The sequence below is a fragment of the Actinomycetospora sp. CA-101289 genome, from assembly GCF_050955895.1.
Taxonomy (GTDB): domain Bacteria; phylum Actinomycetota; class Actinomycetes; order Mycobacteriales; family Pseudonocardiaceae; genus Actinomycetospora.
Genome location: NZ_CP192093.1, coordinates 5,768,872 through 5,783,497, shown reverse-complemented (window position 1 = coordinate 5,783,497; position 14,626 = coordinate 5,768,872). Strand labels below are relative to the sequence as shown.

The 14,626-nt window shown below is 76.5% G+C and carries 16 protein-coding genes; 7 read left to right on the top strand and 9 right to left on the bottom strand.

The window, feature by feature from the left end; translation table 11 throughout:
• Positions 1-76 precede the first annotated feature (76 nt).
• The 4 genes from ACQPX6_RS28805 (at position 77) to purM (ending at position 5,942) form a co-directional block, all read left to right on the top strand.
• Positions 77-880, top strand: coding sequence for an SAM-dependent methyltransferase (locus tag ACQPX6_RS28805; RefSeq protein WP_433784205.1), 804 nt, complete (start codon positions 77-79; stop codon positions 878-880).
• Positions 873-3,005: a putative bifunctional diguanylate cyclase/phosphodiesterase gene (locus ACQPX6_RS28800; RefSeq protein ID WP_433784203.1), complete on the top strand. Its 2,133-nt coding sequence runs from the start codon at positions 873-875 to the stop codon at positions 3,003-3,005. Before ACQPX6_RS28805 ends, ACQPX6_RS28800 begins: the two co-directional genes overlap by 8 nt.
• A gap of 219 nt (positions 3,006-3,224) precedes the next feature.
• Positions 3,225-4,781 carry an amidophosphoribosyltransferase gene (gene purF / locus ACQPX6_RS28795; RefSeq protein WP_433788389.1) on the top strand — a complete coding sequence of 519 codons (1,557 nt, stop codon included), beginning with the start codon at positions 3,225-3,227 and terminating at the stop codon, positions 4,779-4,781.
• Positions 4,782-4,823: 42 nt separating this feature from the next.
• Positions 4,824-5,942, top strand: a complete 1,119-nt coding sequence (purM, locus tag ACQPX6_RS28790; RefSeq protein ID WP_433784201.1) for a phosphoribosylformylglycinamidine cyclo-ligase — start codon at positions 4,824-4,826, stop codon at positions 5,940-5,942.
• Positions 5,943-5,968: 26 nt separating this feature from the next.
• On the opposite strand, the gene ACQPX6_RS28785 is transcribed toward purM, so the two are convergent.
• From ACQPX6_RS28785 to ACQPX6_RS28775, 3 genes are all read right to left on the bottom strand, one after another.
• Positions 5,969-6,466, bottom strand: a complete 498-nt coding sequence (locus ACQPX6_RS28785) for a DUF3291 domain-containing protein (RefSeq protein ID WP_433784199.1) — start codon at positions 6,464-6,466, stop codon at positions 5,969-5,971.
• Between the two features lie 2 nt (positions 6,467-6,468).
• Positions 6,469-6,690, bottom strand: coding sequence for a DUF2945 domain-containing protein (locus ACQPX6_RS28780; protein ID WP_433784198.1), 222 nt, complete (start codon positions 6,688-6,690; stop codon positions 6,469-6,471).
• A gap of 119 nt (positions 6,691-6,809) precedes the next feature.
• Entirely contained in the window at positions 6,810-7,004 is a 195-nt protein-coding gene (locus tag ACQPX6_RS28775; protein WP_433784197.1) for a DUF3073 domain-containing protein, read from the bottom strand.
• 137 nt (positions 7,005-7,141) lie between these two features.
• Between ACQPX6_RS28775 and ACQPX6_RS28770 the strand changes: the two genes are divergently transcribed.
• On the top strand, positions 7,142-8,044 hold the full coding sequence (locus ACQPX6_RS28770) for a hypothetical protein (protein ID WP_433784195.1): 903 nt from the start codon (positions 7,142-7,144) through the stop codon (positions 8,042-8,044).
• 73 nt (positions 8,045-8,117) lie between these two features.
• On the opposite strand, the gene ACQPX6_RS28765 is transcribed toward ACQPX6_RS28770, so the two are convergent.
• From ACQPX6_RS28765 to ACQPX6_RS28750, 4 genes are all read right to left on the bottom strand, one after another.
• The gene (locus ACQPX6_RS28765; RefSeq protein WP_433784194.1) at positions 8,118-8,681 is read right to left on the bottom strand and encodes an RsiG family protein; all 564 of its coding nucleotides are present in this window, start codon (positions 8,679-8,681) and stop codon (positions 8,118-8,120) included.
• A 94-nt stretch (positions 8,682-8,775) separates the two neighbouring features.
• Entirely contained in the window at positions 8,776-9,741 is a 966-nt protein-coding gene (locus tag ACQPX6_RS28760) for a threonine ammonia-lyase (RefSeq protein ID WP_433784192.1), read from the bottom strand.
• A complete protein-coding gene (locus tag ACQPX6_RS28755; RefSeq protein ID WP_433784190.1) occupies positions 9,738-10,892 on the bottom strand; it encodes a YgfZ/GcvT domain-containing protein in 1,155 nt (384 codons plus the stop codon). Before ACQPX6_RS28755 ends, ACQPX6_RS28760 begins: the two co-directional genes overlap by 4 nt.
• Positions 10,889-11,350, bottom strand: coding sequence for a Fur family transcriptional regulator (locus ACQPX6_RS28750; protein WP_433784189.1), 462 nt, complete (start codon positions 11,348-11,350; stop codon positions 10,889-10,891). Before ACQPX6_RS28750 ends, ACQPX6_RS28755 begins: the two co-directional genes overlap by 4 nt.
• 179 nt (positions 11,351-11,529) lie before the next feature.
• Between ACQPX6_RS28750 and ACQPX6_RS28745 the strand changes: the two genes are divergently transcribed.
• The gene (locus ACQPX6_RS28745) at positions 11,530-12,450 is read left to right on the top strand and encodes a DivIVA domain-containing protein (RefSeq protein ID WP_433784188.1); all 921 of its coding nucleotides are present in this window, start codon (positions 11,530-11,532) and stop codon (positions 12,448-12,450) included.
• 65 nt (positions 12,451-12,515) lie between these two features.
• Positions 12,516-13,193 (top strand): hypothetical protein, encoded by a 678-nt coding sequence (locus ACQPX6_RS28740; RefSeq protein WP_433784186.1) that lies wholly within the window; start codon positions 12,516-12,518, stop codon positions 13,191-13,193.
• Here ACQPX6_RS28740 and ACQPX6_RS28735 read toward each other — a convergent pair.
• Together ACQPX6_RS28735 and ACQPX6_RS28730 are read right to left on the bottom strand one after the other, a co-directional pair.
• The gene (locus tag ACQPX6_RS28735; RefSeq protein ID WP_433784185.1) at positions 13,091-13,984 is read right to left on the bottom strand and encodes a biotin-dependent carboxyltransferase family protein; all 894 of its coding nucleotides are present in this window, start codon (positions 13,982-13,984) and stop codon (positions 13,091-13,093) included. The two genes, ACQPX6_RS28740 and ACQPX6_RS28735, sit on opposite strands and share 103 nt — an antisense overlap.
• Positions 13,981-14,622, bottom strand: a complete 642-nt coding sequence (locus tag ACQPX6_RS28730; protein ID WP_433784183.1) for a 5-oxoprolinase subunit B family protein — start codon at positions 14,620-14,622, stop codon at positions 13,981-13,983. Before ACQPX6_RS28730 ends, ACQPX6_RS28735 begins: the two co-directional genes overlap by 4 nt.
• Between the last annotated feature and the right edge of the window lie 4 nt (positions 14,623-14,626).

The following is a 14,626-nucleotide window of genomic DNA, read 5'->3' as shown; positions in this document are numbered from 1 at the left end:
CCGGACCGGTCACTTCCGTACCATCGGGGGACCCGACGGTGACCGGCTGTCGGGTCGACGAGACGGAGGGGCGCGCGTGCAGCGGCCGAACTGGGCTCCCGATGAGGTCGACGTCGACCGTCCGAGTGCCGCCCGCGTCTACGACTTCTACCTCGGCGGCCTGCACAACTTCGCCGCCGACCGCGAGATGGCCGCGCGCGCCGTGTCCGACTGGCCCGAGCTGCCCAAGATCATGCAGGCGAACCGGGCGTTCCTGCGCCGCGCCGTGCGCCACCTCGTCGCCCAGGGCATCGACCAGTTCCTCGACATCGGCTCCGGCATCCCCACCGCCGGCAACGTGCACGAGGTCGCCCAGGCCGCCACCCCCGACGCCCGCGTGGTCTACGTCGACATCGACCCCGTCGCCGTCGCGCACGCCCGCGCCCTGCTGGCGGACGACCCGCGCACCGGCGTCGTCCAGGCCGACTTCGGCGACGTCGACGCCGTGCTCGGCGACCCGATCACCCGCTCGCTGCTCGACCTGTCCCGCCCGGTCGGCGTGCTGGTGGTCGCCCTGCTGCACTTCGTCGGCGACGACCGCGGCCCCGCCGAGGTGCTCTCCCGCTACCGCGCGGCGATGGCGCCGGGCAGCCACCTCGTGGTCAGCCACGCCAGCGCCGACGGGGCACCCGACCGCGCCGACGAGCACCAGTCGCTCTACCGGCGCACCGCCACGCCGATGACCATGCGCACGCGCGACGAGGTCGCCGCCCTGCTCGACGGGTTCAGCCTCGTCGAGCCGGGCATCGTCTTCCTCCCGCAGTGGCGCCCCGACGACCCCCTGCCCCCGGCGAACCCCGAGCGGTTCACCGGGTACGCGGCCGTGGCGCGTCGTGACTGAGCCGGGGCGCCTGGCCGGCGCCGACCCGCTCGAGGCGCTCGCCGCCGAGTGGGCCGAGGAGGTCGAGGGCACGAGCTACGTGCCGATGGCCGCGGACGAGCTGCGTGCGCACCTGCGCGAGCTCGCCCGCCTCGTCGTCGCGGCCGTCCACGCCGACCCGGCACGTCCCGACGTCGGGGCCGAGGTCGGTCGCCGCCTCGTGCTCGCGCACTTCACCGGGCCGGCGACCGTCGAGCGGTCCGTGCTGCTGCTCGGGGAGCGGCTGCCCGCGCTGTACGGGCCGCGGGTGCGGGCGGCCGCACACGCCCTCACCGGGGCGCTCGCCGCCGGCTACGCGGCCGCCCTGCGCGACCGCACGCTCGACGAGCAGGAGGCCATCCGGCGCGCGGTGCTCGTCGCCCGCCAGCACACCGAGCTGGCGCTGCACGCGAGCGAGGCCCGCTTCCGCGCGATGTTCCACGAGGCCGCGATCGGCATCGGCCTGGGCGACATGCAGGGCCGGATCATCGAGGTGAACCCCGCGCTGTGCGCGATGTTCGGCTACACCCCCGAGGAGTTCACGCAGCGCTCGGTGGTCCAGCAGATGCACCCCGACGACGCCCCGTCGGTGTGGGAGCGCTACGAGCGCCTCGTCCGCGGCGACCTCGACAACTTCCGCGTCGAGAAGCGCTTCTACCGGGCCGACGGCACCGAGATCGTCGTGCACCTGACGCTCTCGCTGGTGCGCGACGAGCGGGGCGAGCCCGCGTACCAGGTGGCGATGCTCGAGGACGTCAGCGAGCGCCACCGCCTCCAGGAGCACCTGCAGTACCAGGCCTACCACGATCCGCTGACCACGCTGGCCAACCGCGCGCGCTTCACCGAGCGCCTCGAGCGGGTGTTCGCCGAGGCCGGCCCGTCCTCGACGCGCCGGGTGGGGATCTGCTTCCTCGACCTCGACGGCTTCAAGACCATCAACGACAGCCTCGGGCACCACGTCGGCGACGTCATGCTCCAGGAGGTCGCCCGGCGCCTCGCGGCCTGCGCCGGCGAGGGCGAGATGGTGGCCCGCACCGGCGGCGACGAGTTCGTCGTGCTCGTCGAGGACTCCCACGGCGTCGACCGCCTCGTCGACCTGGCCGACCGTGTCCTCGCCGCTCTCGAGCCCCCGTTCCGCCTGGTGGGCCAGGAGCTCGTGACGGGCGCGAGCATCGGCGTGGTCGAGAAGGCGGTGGCCGAGACCACGGCCTCCGAGCTCATGCGCGCCGCCGACATCACGCTCTACACCGCGAAGGCCGAGGGCCGCGGGCGCTGGGCCGTGCACGACCCGAGCCGCGACGAGGCCGAGACCGCGCGGTTCACGCTGTCGGCCGCCCTGCCCGCCGCGGTGGCCCACGACGAGTTCTTCGTGCTCTACCAGCCGCTGGTCTCGCTGGCCGACCACCGCATCCGGGGCGTCGAGGCGCTCGTGCGCTGGCAGCACCCCCGCCTCGGCGTGCTCTCGCCGTCGCTGTTCATCGGACCCGCCGAGGAGACCGGCATCATCGTGCCGCTCGGGCGCAAGGTGCTCGAGGCCGCGTGCCGCGACGCCCGCGACTGGCACACCGAGTTCGGCGACGCCTCGCCGTTCGTCAGCGTCAACGTCGCCCCCCGCCAGCTCCACGAGCCCGGCCTCGTCGCCGAGGTCGCCGCGCTGCTCGACCGCACCGGCCTGCCCGCCGACCGGCTGCAGGTGGAGCTCACCGAGCGGGCGCTCACCACCGACGAGGGCGCGCCGCTCAAGGCCCTCGACGGCCTGCGCGCCATGGGTATCAAGATCGCCGTCGACGACTTCGGCACCGGCTACTCCAACCTCTCCTACCTGCGGCGACTGCCCGTCGACGTGATCAAGCTGGACGGGTCCTTCGGCGAGGGGCTGCGCGAGGAGGAGCTCTCCGACGAGGTCGACGAGCGCATCGTCGGCACGCTGGTCGCGCTCGGTCACGCCCTCGACCTCACCGTCACCGCCGAGGGCGTCGAGACCGCCCCGCAGGCGGCCCGGCTGCGCGCGCTGGGCTGCGACGAGGGCCAGGGGTGGCTGTTCGCGCCCGCGCTGCCCGCCGCCGACATCGCGACGATGCTGCGCCGCGGGCTCCCGCTGGGCTGAGCCGACCTGAGAGCGGGATCGCTCCGTCCGGCCGGTCGCGGGGCCCTGCGGGCCGGTCGGTGCGCGTAGGCTGGCCACCGGAACGACTCGAGGCCGCCCCGTCGAAGAGGAGCCGTCCCGGTGGACGAAGCCGGCGATCCCGGGCCCACGTCACCTACCACCACCTCCGACACCCCTGCGTTCGACGAGGGGCCCAAGGAGGAGTGCGGCGTCTTCGGTGTGTGGGCGCCCGGCGAGGAGGTCGCGAAGCTCACGTACTTCGGGCTCTTCGCCCTCCAGCACCGCGGCCAGGAGGCCGCGGGCATGGCCGTCAGCGACGGTCGGCAGATCGTGGTCTTCAAGGACCTCGGGCTGGTCAGCCAGGTGTTCGACGAGCAGACGCTCTCGTCGCTGCGCGGGCACCTCTCGGTGGGCCACACCCGCTACTCGACCACCGGCTCGCCCACGTGGGAGAACGCCCAGCCCACGTTCCGCACCACCGCGGCGGGCACCGGGCTCGCGCTCGGGCACAACGGCAACCTCGTCAACACCGCCGAGCTGGTGCGCCGCCGGGACGCGGCCGTGCCGGTCGGCGCGCGGCGCCGCGGACGGTCCGCGCTCGACGGGGCCACCACCGACTCCGACGTGGTCACCGGCCTGCTCGCCGACGCGGCCGCCGACCTCGGGGTCGAGGAGGCGGCGCTGCGCCTGCTGCCCGACCTGCGCGGCGCGTTCAGCCTCGCCTTCTGCGACGAGACCACGCTCTACGCCGCCCGCGACCGCCACGGCGTGCGCCCGCTGGTCCTCGGCCGGCTCGACCGCGGCTGGGTGGTCGCCTCCGAGACCGCCGCGCTCGACATCGTCGGGGCCTCGTTCGTCCGCGAGGTCGAGCCCGGCGAGCTGCTGGCGATCGACGCCGACGGGCTGCGGTCCTCGCGGTTCGCGTCGCCCGAGCCCAAGGGCTGCGTCTTCGAGTACGTCTACCTCGCCCGCCCCGACACCTCGATCTCCGGCCGGGGCGTGCACTCCGCCCGCGTCGAGATCGGGCGCCGCCTGGCCGACGAGCACCCCGCCGAGGCCGACCTCGTCATCCCCGTGCCGGAGTCGGGCACGCCCGCCGCCATCGGCTACGCCGAGCGCTCGGGCATCCCGTACGGCCAGGGCCTGGTCAAGAACGCCTACGTGGGCCGCACGTTCATCCAGCCCTCGCAGACCATCCGCCAGCTGGGCATCCGGCTCAAGCTCAACCCGCTGCGCGAGATCATCCGGGGCAAGCGCCTCGTCGTCGTCGACGACTCGATCGTGCGCGGCAACACCCAGCGCTCGCTGGTGCGGATGCTGCGCGAGGCGGGCGCGCTCGAGGTGCACGTGCGCATCGCGAGCCCGCCGGTGCGCTGGCCCTGCTTCTACGGCATCGACTTCGCGTCGCGCGCCGAGCTGATCGCCAACGGGCTCGAGCCCGACGGGGTGCGCCGCTCGGTGGGCGCCGACAGCCTCGGCTACATCTCGCAGGAAGGTCTCGTCGCGGCCACCGACCAGCCGCGCTCGCGGCTGTGCACGGCGTGCTTCTCCGGCGAGTACCCCATCGCGCTGCCCGACGACGCGATGGTCGGCAAGCACCTGCTCGAGGACGTCACCGGCGCCAGCTGCGGCGACGGCGGCGCCGCGGGTGGACCCGTCGTGCACACCGGCCGGTCGAACGGCACCGCGATGCCGGCCGAGGCGCCGCGGGGAGCGCGAGCCGAGATGCTGGGCAGTCCCGGATACGGTGCCGAGGACGCCCTCAGCCGTCCGTAGACGTCCCGTCCCTGACCTGACTCCCCCCAGCGAGGCCCGCCGATGACGCACGTCCCCGACGACACCACCCGCGAGGCCGGCTCGTCCGGCCAGGCCAGCTACGCCGCGGCCGGGGTGGACGTCGAGGCCGGCGAGCGCGCCGTCGACCGCCTCAAGCCGCTGGCGAAGTCGACCGCGCGCGCCGAGGTGCTCGGCGGCATCGGCGGGTTCGCGGGGCTGTTCGCGCTGCGCACCGGCAAGTACCGCGAGCCCGTCCTCGCCGCGTCCACCGACGGCGTCGGCACCAAGCTCGCCGTCGCCCAGGCCGCCGACAAGCATGACACCGTGGGCCGCGACCTCGTCGCCATGGTGGTCGACGACCTCGTCGTGTGCGGCGCCGAGCCGCTGTTCCTCCAGGACTACCTGGCGATCGGCAAGCTCGTCCCGGAGAAGGTCGAGAAGATCGTCTCGGGGATCGCCGAGGGCTGCCGGCTGGCGGGCTGCGCGCTGCTCGGCGGCGAGACCGCCGAGCACCCCGGGGTCATGGAGCCCCACCACTACGACCTGTCGGCCACCGGCGTCGGCATCGTCGAGGCCGACGCGATGCTCGGGCCCGACCGCGTGCGCCCCGGCGACACCGTCGTCGCCATGGCCGCGTCCGGCCTGCACTCCAACGGCTACTCGCTCGCGCGCCAGGTGCTGCTCGAGATCGGGCGGATGTCGCTCGACGGGCACGTCGAGGAGTTCGGCCGCACGCTCGGCGACGAGCTGCTCGAGCCCACCCGCATCTACGCGCGCGACTGCCTCGCCGTCGCCGCCGAGACCGACGTGCGCACGTTCGCGCACGTCACCGGCGGGGGGCTGTGCGCGAACCTCGCCCGCGTGCTGCCCACCGGCCTGACCGCCGAGCTCGACCGCACGACGTGGACCCCGGCCCCGGTGTTCAAGCTCATCGCCTCCCGCGGCCGCGTGACCCGCGACGAGATGGAGCGGACCTTCAACATGGGCGTCGGCATGGTGGCGGTGCTCCCGCCCGACGACGTCGACCGCGCCATGGCGGTGCTCACCGCCAAGCACGTGCCGTCGTGGGTGATCGGCGAGGTACGGGCGACGACCGAGGCCGACGCCGCGGCGCCCGACAGCGGGCACGCGGTGCTGCGGGGCGACCACCCTCGCTTCTAGCCCATCGCGGCAAGGAGATCCGCTCGTCAGCGCTCCTCCGTCGCGCTACCGAGCGATCTCCGCCGCGCTCCGGAGGTCGGCGGTGACCCCGACGGGTCGAAGCGGCGCTTCACGCTGAACGCGCGCGGGGTGGGCCCGTGCGCCTTCAGGTGGGCCAGGCGCGCGAGGGCGGCGTCCGGGGTCGGGCGCTCGCCGTCGCCGACCCACCACAGCGCCGTCGTGGGCCCGCTCGTCGGCAGGAGCCACTCGCGCTGGCGGCGCACCAGCTGACCGTGCGGTCCGCGGTAGACGAACCCGTGGAGCGCCGCGTAGTCCTCCCACACCGACAGGTTGACGACGGTGAGCAGCTCGCCGTCCGCCGCCGGCCGGTCGAGCGCCCGGTGCGCGTCGGGGTCGCGCCAGACGAAGCCGGGCGTGACGTCGGCGAGACGGTTGACGCGGTCGACCACCGCGCGGAAGCCGGCGAGCCGGGGGTCGTCCACCGGGTACCGCAGGCGCGCGGCGTTGACCTGCGCGAGCTGCACGGTCAGTCGTCCGGCATGAGCTCCGAGTGGAGCTTGAGCACCGTCTGCCCGTTCGACTGCTCGAGCACGTAGGCCGGGTTGTCGTCGGAGCCGTTGCGGGTCTTCTTCTTGCCGTCGATCGTGCGCTCGACCCGCTCGGTGTGGACTTCCTTCACCGTGGCCTCGGCCTGGCCGGGACCCCAGTTCCACTTGACGTCGTCGCCCTTGCTGAACGTCTTCGCCACGACCCGCTCCTCCTCGCCGGAGAGGCCGCCCCCGGCGGGCGGCCCGACGCGCGCGGATACCCGCCCCGGGAGCGGTGATTCATCCCCCGGAGCGGGTGTGGCCGTGCGTCAGTGGTGTGTCAACGCTCGTCGTAGCTGTACTCGCCCCACCGCGGGTCGACCGTCTCGTCGTCGCTGGAGCTGGAGCGGGGGGAGAACGGGTCCTCGCCGCTGCCCAGCTCGCGCTGCAGCGCGTCGAAGTCCGTGTTGGGGGAGCTGTACTTGAGCTCTCGGGCCACCTTTGTCTGCTTGGCCTTGGCTCGTCCGCGTCCCATGGCTGGACCCCCTCGCACAGGGCGGGGGCGGCCGGAGCATCTCCGACGGCCCCCTGAAATCTGAGGTGACTCTCGTGGTTTCGACAATACCGTGTGTCCGATCGGGGTCGCGACGTGACATGGCACCATCGACGGCCGTGCCCGCCCCCTTCGTCTGCTACCTGCGCGTCTACGAGCCGCTGGGTGCACTGCGGGCGCCGTTGGCCGCGCGGGTGCGCGCCGGATTGGCCCGAGGGGCGGTCCCGGTGGTCGACGCGGGCCTCCGCGACCGGGAAGTGTGTCTCCGCGCACAGTTGGGCGTCCCGGCGCGGCTGCTGCCCGGCGAGCGCAGCGACGGCACGCCGCTCGACCTCCCCGCCGACGTGCTGCTGGCCGAGGCGCCGGCCGGCGCCGGGCAGGAGCCGGCGGGGCCGCAGACGCTCGTCTGCCCGCTGGAGACGCGGCCGCGGGCGGCGGCGGCCCTGGTCGGCTTCCTCGGCAGCGAGACCCCGGTGCTGCGCAGCGCGGCGCTCGCCACCGAGGAGTCGGTGGTCCGCTCGCGGGCCGAGGCCGCGGTCGCCGAGCTCGGCGACGCCGCCACCCACATCATCTCGGCGAACTGGACGGTGCCGTTGCCGTGGTTCGCGCTGGTCGACCCGGCCGAGCGGATCCTCGTCCTGCCCAGCGACGACGCGGTCACCGCGCCCGAGGCGCCCCTGCGGCGCTGCTACTGGCGCGTCGGGGTGGCCGACGCCCTGGCCCGCGCCGACGCCGCGGCCGACCTCCTCGCCGACACCCTGGGCGACGACGGGCCGGCCGAGGTGCTGCGCGACACCGCCCGCTGGCTGCGCCACTTCGACCCGGGCGCGCTCGTCGAGCTCGACTACGGCGGCCTGGTCGCGCTCATGGACGACCAGACCCTCGCCGCGGACACCTCCGCCGAGGACGTGGCCGAGGCCCTCGACGCGCTGCGCGAGGGCGACCCGGAGCGGGCGATGGCGAGCTACCGGCGCCTGCGCGACTTCTGGGCGACCCGGGCCGCCCGCCAGCGCGCGAACTAGTCACTCGCGCCAAGGAGGTGCGGCAGTCAGCGCTCCTGCGTCGCGCTGCCTACCGACCGCCGGCGCGTACCGCCTACTGCATCTCGCGGCGCAGCAGGTCGTCCACCGACGCCGAGCCGTCGCGGTAGCGCCGGCCGAGCTCGTCGTTGCACGCGTCCATGACCTGCTGCACGCGCCCGCGGAACTCCGAGACCGCGCGCTCCTCGTCGGCGTAGGCCGTGGCGGCGGCGGTGAGGTCGTCGTCGGAGAGCGTCGCGACGTCGGAGAGGCCGGTGTCGGCGAGCAGCGCCTCGACGTGGCGGCGGTGGGACTCGGCCCGTGAGGGCTGCACCGTGTGGTGGCGCCCGCGTCCGGCCGACGGGCCGAGCGCGTTGTCGGCGAGGATGCGGGGCAGCTCGTCGACCAGCGACGGCGCGTCCTCGCCGTGCGGGGCGGCCCGGCGGCGCTGCTCGAAGCGCACGATGTCCATCCGCGCGTGCAGCAGTCGCCGCAGGTAGGACAGGTCGGTCTCCTCCTGCGCGGCCTCGTCGCGGCGGGCCCGGACGTCGTCCATGGGGCAGGTGGGCAGGTCCGCGAGGAAGGCGGCGTCGAGGACGCGGTCGAGGCGTCGACGTCCACCCTGGCGGAACTCGATCATCGCTCCATCGTGCGCGACGCCCCACGTGGTGTCACGCCGCCGGTCGGGGGCGCGCGTCGAGAGGTGTGTGCGGCGCGCGCGCCGGTCGGACGCTTCACCCGGACGTCGGCATCCCGGACCCGACCGCGAGCACCCGGGCCAGCCAGGCGGGGTCGACGTTGCCGCCGCTGACGACGGCGACGGTGCGCCGTGCGCGGTCCGCGTCACCGAGCGCGCGGTACCCGGCGGTGGCGACGGCGCCGCTCGCCTCGCACGGCACGCCGCAGGCGTGCAGGTGCCGGGTGGCGTCGGCGATGGCCTCCTCGTCGACGGTGACGACGTCGTCGACGAGGTCGCGGACGTGGGGCCAGGTGAGCTCGCCGAGCACGGTGGCGCGCAGCCCGTCCGCGGCGGTCGCGGCGACCTGCGCGCGCGGGAAGCGCACACGCTCGCCGGCCCGCTTGCTCGCCGCCGCGTCGCCGGCGAGCTCCGGCTCGACCCCGAGGACCCGCACCCCGGACCCGCGCAGCGCGGCCGCGATCCCGCTGATCAGCCCGCCGCCGCCGACGGGCACGAGGACCTGCTCGACGTCCGGGCGGTCGGCCAGGATCTCCGCGCCCACCGTGCCCTGGCCGGCGATGACGTGGGGGTGGTCGTACGGCGGGACGAACGCGCCGCCGGTGCGCGCGACCTCCTCGGCCGCCGCCGACTCCCGGTCGTCGGCGGGCACCGGGACCAGGCGCGCGCCCAGCGACGCCATCGCGTCGACCTTGGCCGCCACCGCGTCGTCGGGCACCACGACCGTGCACGGCACCCCGAGCCGGCGGGCGACCCAGGCCAGCGCGCGCCCGTGGTTGCCCGAGGAGTGGGTGACGAGCCCGGCCGCGCGGGTGGCGGCGTCGAGACGGCTCGCGGCGTGGAAGGCCCCGCGCAGCTTGAAGGCGCCGACGGGCTGGAGGTCCTCGCGCTTGACCGCGAAGCCCGCCGCGAGGTCCTCGACCGGCGTGCGCACCGCGATGCCCTCGAGCACGGCGGCCGCCGCGGCGACGTCGGCGGGACCGAGCAGCGCCGGGTCGGTCATCCCTGCAGGCGGCGGACGGCGGCGCGTCCCGGCGGCTCGCCGGTGTCGGGCGGGATCGAGTCGGGGTCGACGGCGGCGGGGCCGGGCGCGCCGTCGTCGTCGGCCGCGACCCAGAGCTCGGCGGGGGACGAGCCGACCGCCGAGCGCTTGACCAGCGCCAGCGCCACGGTGCCCAGCTCGTGGTGGCGCACGGCCGTGCCCACGCGACCCACCGCGCGCCCGCCCTCGGCGTTCAGCACGGGCGTGCCGGGCGGGGGCAGCGGGTCGTCGCCGGACTGCAGGTGCAGCAGCACCATCTGGCGCGGCGGGCGGCCCAGGTTGGCGACCCGTGAGACCGTCTCCTGGCCCCGGTAGCAGCCCTTCTGCAGGTGCACGGCGCCGCCGATCCAGCCCATCTCGTGCGGGATCGCGCGCGCGTCGGTGTCGAGGCCGAGCCGGGGGCGCAGCGAGCCGACCCGCAGGGCCTCGAACGCGTCGTGGCCGGCGGGACGGGCCCCGGCGCCGCGCAGCCGCGACCACCAGGACGCGAGCTCACCGCGGGGGACGATCAGGTCGACGGCCGCCTCGGGACCCGGGCCGGGCCACGGCATCCGCCGCACCACGCCGCCGCCGGGCAGGGCCGCCGCGGCGTGGTCGCCGTGCGGCGCCGCGACGCCCGCGGCGGTGAGGACCTCGTCGACGGACGGGCCGACCACCGAGAGCACCGCGAAGTCCGCGGAGGCGTCGGTGACGGTGACGTCGGACCAGAAGCGCATGCGGTCGAGGTAGGTGGCCAGCGGCTCCGCGGCGCCCGGCTCCACGTCGAGCCACACGGTGTCGTCGACGTGCGCGACCACGGCGTGGTGCTCGACGCGGCCCTGGGCGTCGAGCACCAGGGCCTCGGTGCCGGCGCCGTCGGGCAGGTCGGCGACCTGCTGGGTCAGCAGCAGGTGCAGCCAGCTCAGGCGCTCGGGCCCGGTGACGCGGACGACGCCGCGGTGGGAGCGGTCGACGACCCCGGCGCGGCGGGTGAGCGCCCTCTGCTCGCCGAACGGGTCGCCGTAGTGGGCGGGCACCGCGGCGTCGCGGGGCTCGGGGGCGTCGTCCTCGTCGGTCGCGGGCTGGGGCGCGACGGCCCCGGACTCGGCGAAGGCGGGAGAGGGATCGGTCACGGTGCGTCCTCGGTGTCGACGGCGTCCACGGTGAGCTCGGCGTCGGCCCGCTCGGCGCACGCGCGGCACGTGCCCGAGAGCGCGACGTGGGCGGCGTCGAGTCGGAACCCCCGGGACGAGCGCAGCGCGTCGGCCAGCGCGTCGAGCGCGTCGACGTCGATCTCGTCGACGGTGCCGCAGTGGTGGCAGACGAGGTGGACGTGCTCGTGCTCCGAGGTCGCGTAGGTCGGCGCCCCGTGCCCGAGGTGGGTGTGCCGGACCACGCCGAGCTGCTCGAGCAGGTCGAGGGTCCGGTAGACGGTGGTGATGTTCACCGCCGGCGCGGTCTCCTGCACCCGGGTGCAGATGGCCTCCGGCGTCGCGTGGCCGAGCTCGGTGACGGCGTCGAGCACCAGCTGGCGCTGCGGCGTCATCCGCAGGCCACGGCGGTGCAGCGTCTGCCGCAGTTCGGTGTCCACCTCCCCGATCGTAGGCCTCCCGGAGCCCGGCCGGTGGCGGGCGTGCGCGGCGTCCGGCCGTGCGTCCACCCGGGCGTGTGCGGGTCCCGGCCCGTGCGCCGGACCGCGGTGGTCCCTACGATCAGGGACTCCGCGTCCGACGCCGGGCGCACCGAGCCCCGGCCAGCAGGTAGGTGACGATGACGACCGGTGAGCAGGGACGCACACCGCCCGACGCCGAGCACTACCTGGACCTCTCCGGGATCGAGGAGGACAGCCCGGGCCCTCACTTCGACGTCGTGCTGCGGGGCTACGACCGCCGCCAGGTCGACGAGCACGTGGCCGGCCTGCGACGCATGAACGCCCAGCTCCGGGCCCAGCTCGCCGTCCGCGAGCGCCGGCGGGCCGGGGCGAGCACGGGGCCGGCCATCGAGGGCGCGCTCTCGGACACCATCCCCGAGGCCCGCCGCTCGCCCAGCCCGTCGCCCCGCGGTGACGGCGACGAGGGCGCCACCGGCGGGCCGGACATGGTCGGGGCGTTCAACGACCGCCTGCGCGGCATCCTCCAGGCCGCCGAGCAGGAGGCGCAGCTCGTGCGCAGCAAGGCCGCCGAGTCGCTGCTCGCCGAGCACGCCGAGTCCCGCGCAGCCCTCGCCGAGCTGCGCGCCCAGCGCGACGCCGTCGTCGACGAGCTCGTGCGGCTGCGCGGGCGGCTCGACGAGATCGTCTCGGGGCCCGCGCGGCCGTCGTCCGCGCCGCCGGCGCACCACGGGCCGCCGCGGCCCGGCGGGCCCTGGCGCGGACCCGCCCGCCCACCCGGCCCGCCGTTCCCCGGGCCGCGTCCCCAGGGCCCCTACGGCGGCCCGCCCAGCGCCCCGGTGCCGATGGGTCCGCCCGCCGGTCCCGAGCGTCCGGAGGGCGACGGGTCGGTCGAGGACACGGTCGCCGTCGACGCCACGCCCGCGCAGATGACCGACGACGACACCGACGACCGGGGCGTCGCGGTCGGGGGCGAGGGCGCGGGCATCGACCCCGCGGCCGAGGTCACCGACGGCGCTCACCCCGCGGGCGCCACCGGTGGGCCCGCGGCCGCCACTCCGGGGCGCGCGGCAGACGGGTGACCGCGTCCCACGGACGGTGACCGACGGTCCGCGAGCGGCGGCCGGACGGCGTACTCTCCGAGCCCATGCGCGTGCTCGAGTCGCCGGTCACGTGGATCACGCTCGCGGCCGTCCTCGTGGTGGTCGCGCTCCTGCTCTTCCTCGTCGCGGCGCTGCGCCGACGCCGTGCGAGGCGCGCCGCGGCCGCCGCGGCGTGGCCGCCCCCGGCGATCGAGCCCGCGCTCGGGGAGCGGCCCCGCCCCGCGGCGGCGACCCCGGAACCGGATCCCGAGCCGGAGACCGCACCGATCGACGTCGACGCGCTGCGGGCCCGGCTGGGCGCCGCGGCGCCCGCGCCGGACCCGGTACCGACCGGGGAGGAGCCCCGCCGCCCGCGCCACGCCGCGAGCGACGAGCCCGGCCGTGACGCGCCGCCTCCCCCCGCTCCCGAGTCCGCCGAGGACCGCCTGCTCGCGGTGCTGCTGCACGACCCGCGCGCCGCGGTCGAGGCGCTAGCCACCGCCGACCGCGACACCGGCCCCTCGGCCGCCGCCCTGCTGCGCGCCGGCCTGACCCCCGCGCAGGTCGCGCGCCTCGTGGGCGTCGACGAGCACCGGCTCGCGACCGTCGTGGCCCAGGGCCTGGGGCTGCTCGCCGACGGTCAGGTCGCGGGCGCCACCGGCGAGAACCGCACCGACGACCCGGGCCGGAGCTGGGCGAACACCGCCAGCTCCGCGGGGTCGACCACGCCGACCACGGGGTAGCCGCCGGTCGTCGGGTGGTCGGCGAGGAACACCACCGGCTGTCCGTCCGGGGGCACCTGCACCGCGCCGCCGACCAGGCCCTCGCTGCGCAGCTCCTCGCCGGCGCGTGCGGCCGCCCGCTCCAGGGCCGGGCCCTCGAGGCGCACGCCGACCCGGTCGCCGGTCGGCGCCACCGTCCACGTGCCCGCGCGCAGGCGCCCGGCCGCGTCGTCGACCCAGTCGGCCCGCGGGCCCAGGTGCAGGGTGACGACCGCCGCGTCGGGCACCGCGGACACCCCGATCGCCCCCGTCCCGACGGCCGGCACCGCCGTCGGCGGCCCCACCGGCAGCCGCGTGCCGACCGCGAGCGGCGCCGGGCCGAGTCCCGAGAGCGTGTCCGCGCTGCGGCTGCCCAGCACCGCGTCGACCGCGACGCCGCCGCCGACCCCCAGGTAGCCGCGCAGGCCCGAGGTCGGGGCGGGCACGACGACGACGTCGCCCGCGGCGAGGTGCACGGGCTGGTGCGACGCCACGACGCGCTCCCGCGCGCCGGACCGGCGCAGGCGCAGCCCGCCGGGCGGGCCGGTGAGGGCGACGGTCGTCGCGGCGGTGGCGCGCAGGGCGAGGCCGCCGAGCAGGATCTCCAGGCCCGCCGCGTCCGGGTCGTTGCCCACCAGGCGCTGCGCGAGGGCGTGCGCGGGCCCGTCGAGCGCGCCCGCCGGCGGCACGCCGATGTGCGCCCAGCCCGGCCGGCCGCGGTCGACGACCAGCGCCTGCGGGCCGACCTCCTCGACGACGAGCTCGCGGGTCACGCCGACCCCGCGTCCCGGAACCGCACCGTCGTCCCCGGTTGCAGGAGGGCGGGCGGGTCCCGGTCGGGGTCGAACAGGGTCGGCGCGTCGGCGGTCAGGCGGCCGAGCAGGCGCCAGCCGCCGGGCGAGGTGCGCGGGTAGACGCCACCGAACTCGCCGGCCACGCCGACGGACCCGGCGGGGACGCGCGGGCGCGGGGTGTCCAGGCGCGGCTGCTGCAGCGACTCCGGGAGGCCGGCGAGGTACGCGAAGCCGGGAGCGAAGCCGCCGAACGCCACCGTCAACGTGGCGCCGGTGTGCCGGGCGATCACCTCGGCGACGTCGCAGCCGGCGTCGCGGGCGACGAGCTCGAGGTCCTCACCGTCGTAGTGCACGTCCAGCTCGACGGCGCCGGCGGCCTCCCGCGCGGGCACGGCGGTGGTGTCGACGCCCGCGAGCAGCGAGCGGACGGCACCCAGCGCCTCGCGCGCCCCGGGTGCCGTGACCAGCACCGTCCGCGCCGCGGGCACGACGTCGACGACGCCGGGCAGCTCGCCGCGGTCGAGGGCGTCGCGCAGGGCGGCGCCCACGGCGGCCACCGCCTCGAGATCCTCGAGGTGCACCAGCAGCGCCTCGGGCCCGACGGGCAGGACCTCCACCGAC

What these genes read in the sequence shown, in the direction of transcription:
- purM (WP_433784201.1), top strand. Translation starts at nt 4,824, where the DNA reads ATGACGCACGTCCCCGACGACACCACCCGCGAGGCCGGCTCGTCCGGC.
- ACQPX6_RS28760 (WP_433784192.1), bottom strand. Translation starts at nt 9,741, where the DNA reads ATGACCGACCCGGCGCTGCTCGGTCCCGCCGACGTCGCCGCGGCGGCC.
- ACQPX6_RS28740 (WP_433784186.1), top strand. Translation starts at nt 12,516, where the DNA reads ATGCGCGTGCTCGAGTCGCCGGTCACGTGGATCACGCTCGCGGCCGTC.
- ACQPX6_RS28765 (WP_433784194.1), bottom strand. Translation starts at nt 8,681, where the DNA reads ATGATCGAGTTCCGCCAGGGTGGACGTCGACGCCTCGACCGCGTCCTC.
- ACQPX6_RS28775 (WP_433784197.1), bottom strand. Translation starts at nt 7,004, where the DNA reads ATGGGACGCGGACGAGCCAAGGCCAAGCAGACAAAGGTGGCCCGAGAG.
- ACQPX6_RS28745 (WP_433784188.1), top strand. Translation starts at nt 11,530, where the DNA reads ATGACGACCGGTGAGCAGGGACGCACACCGCCCGACGCCGAGCACTAC.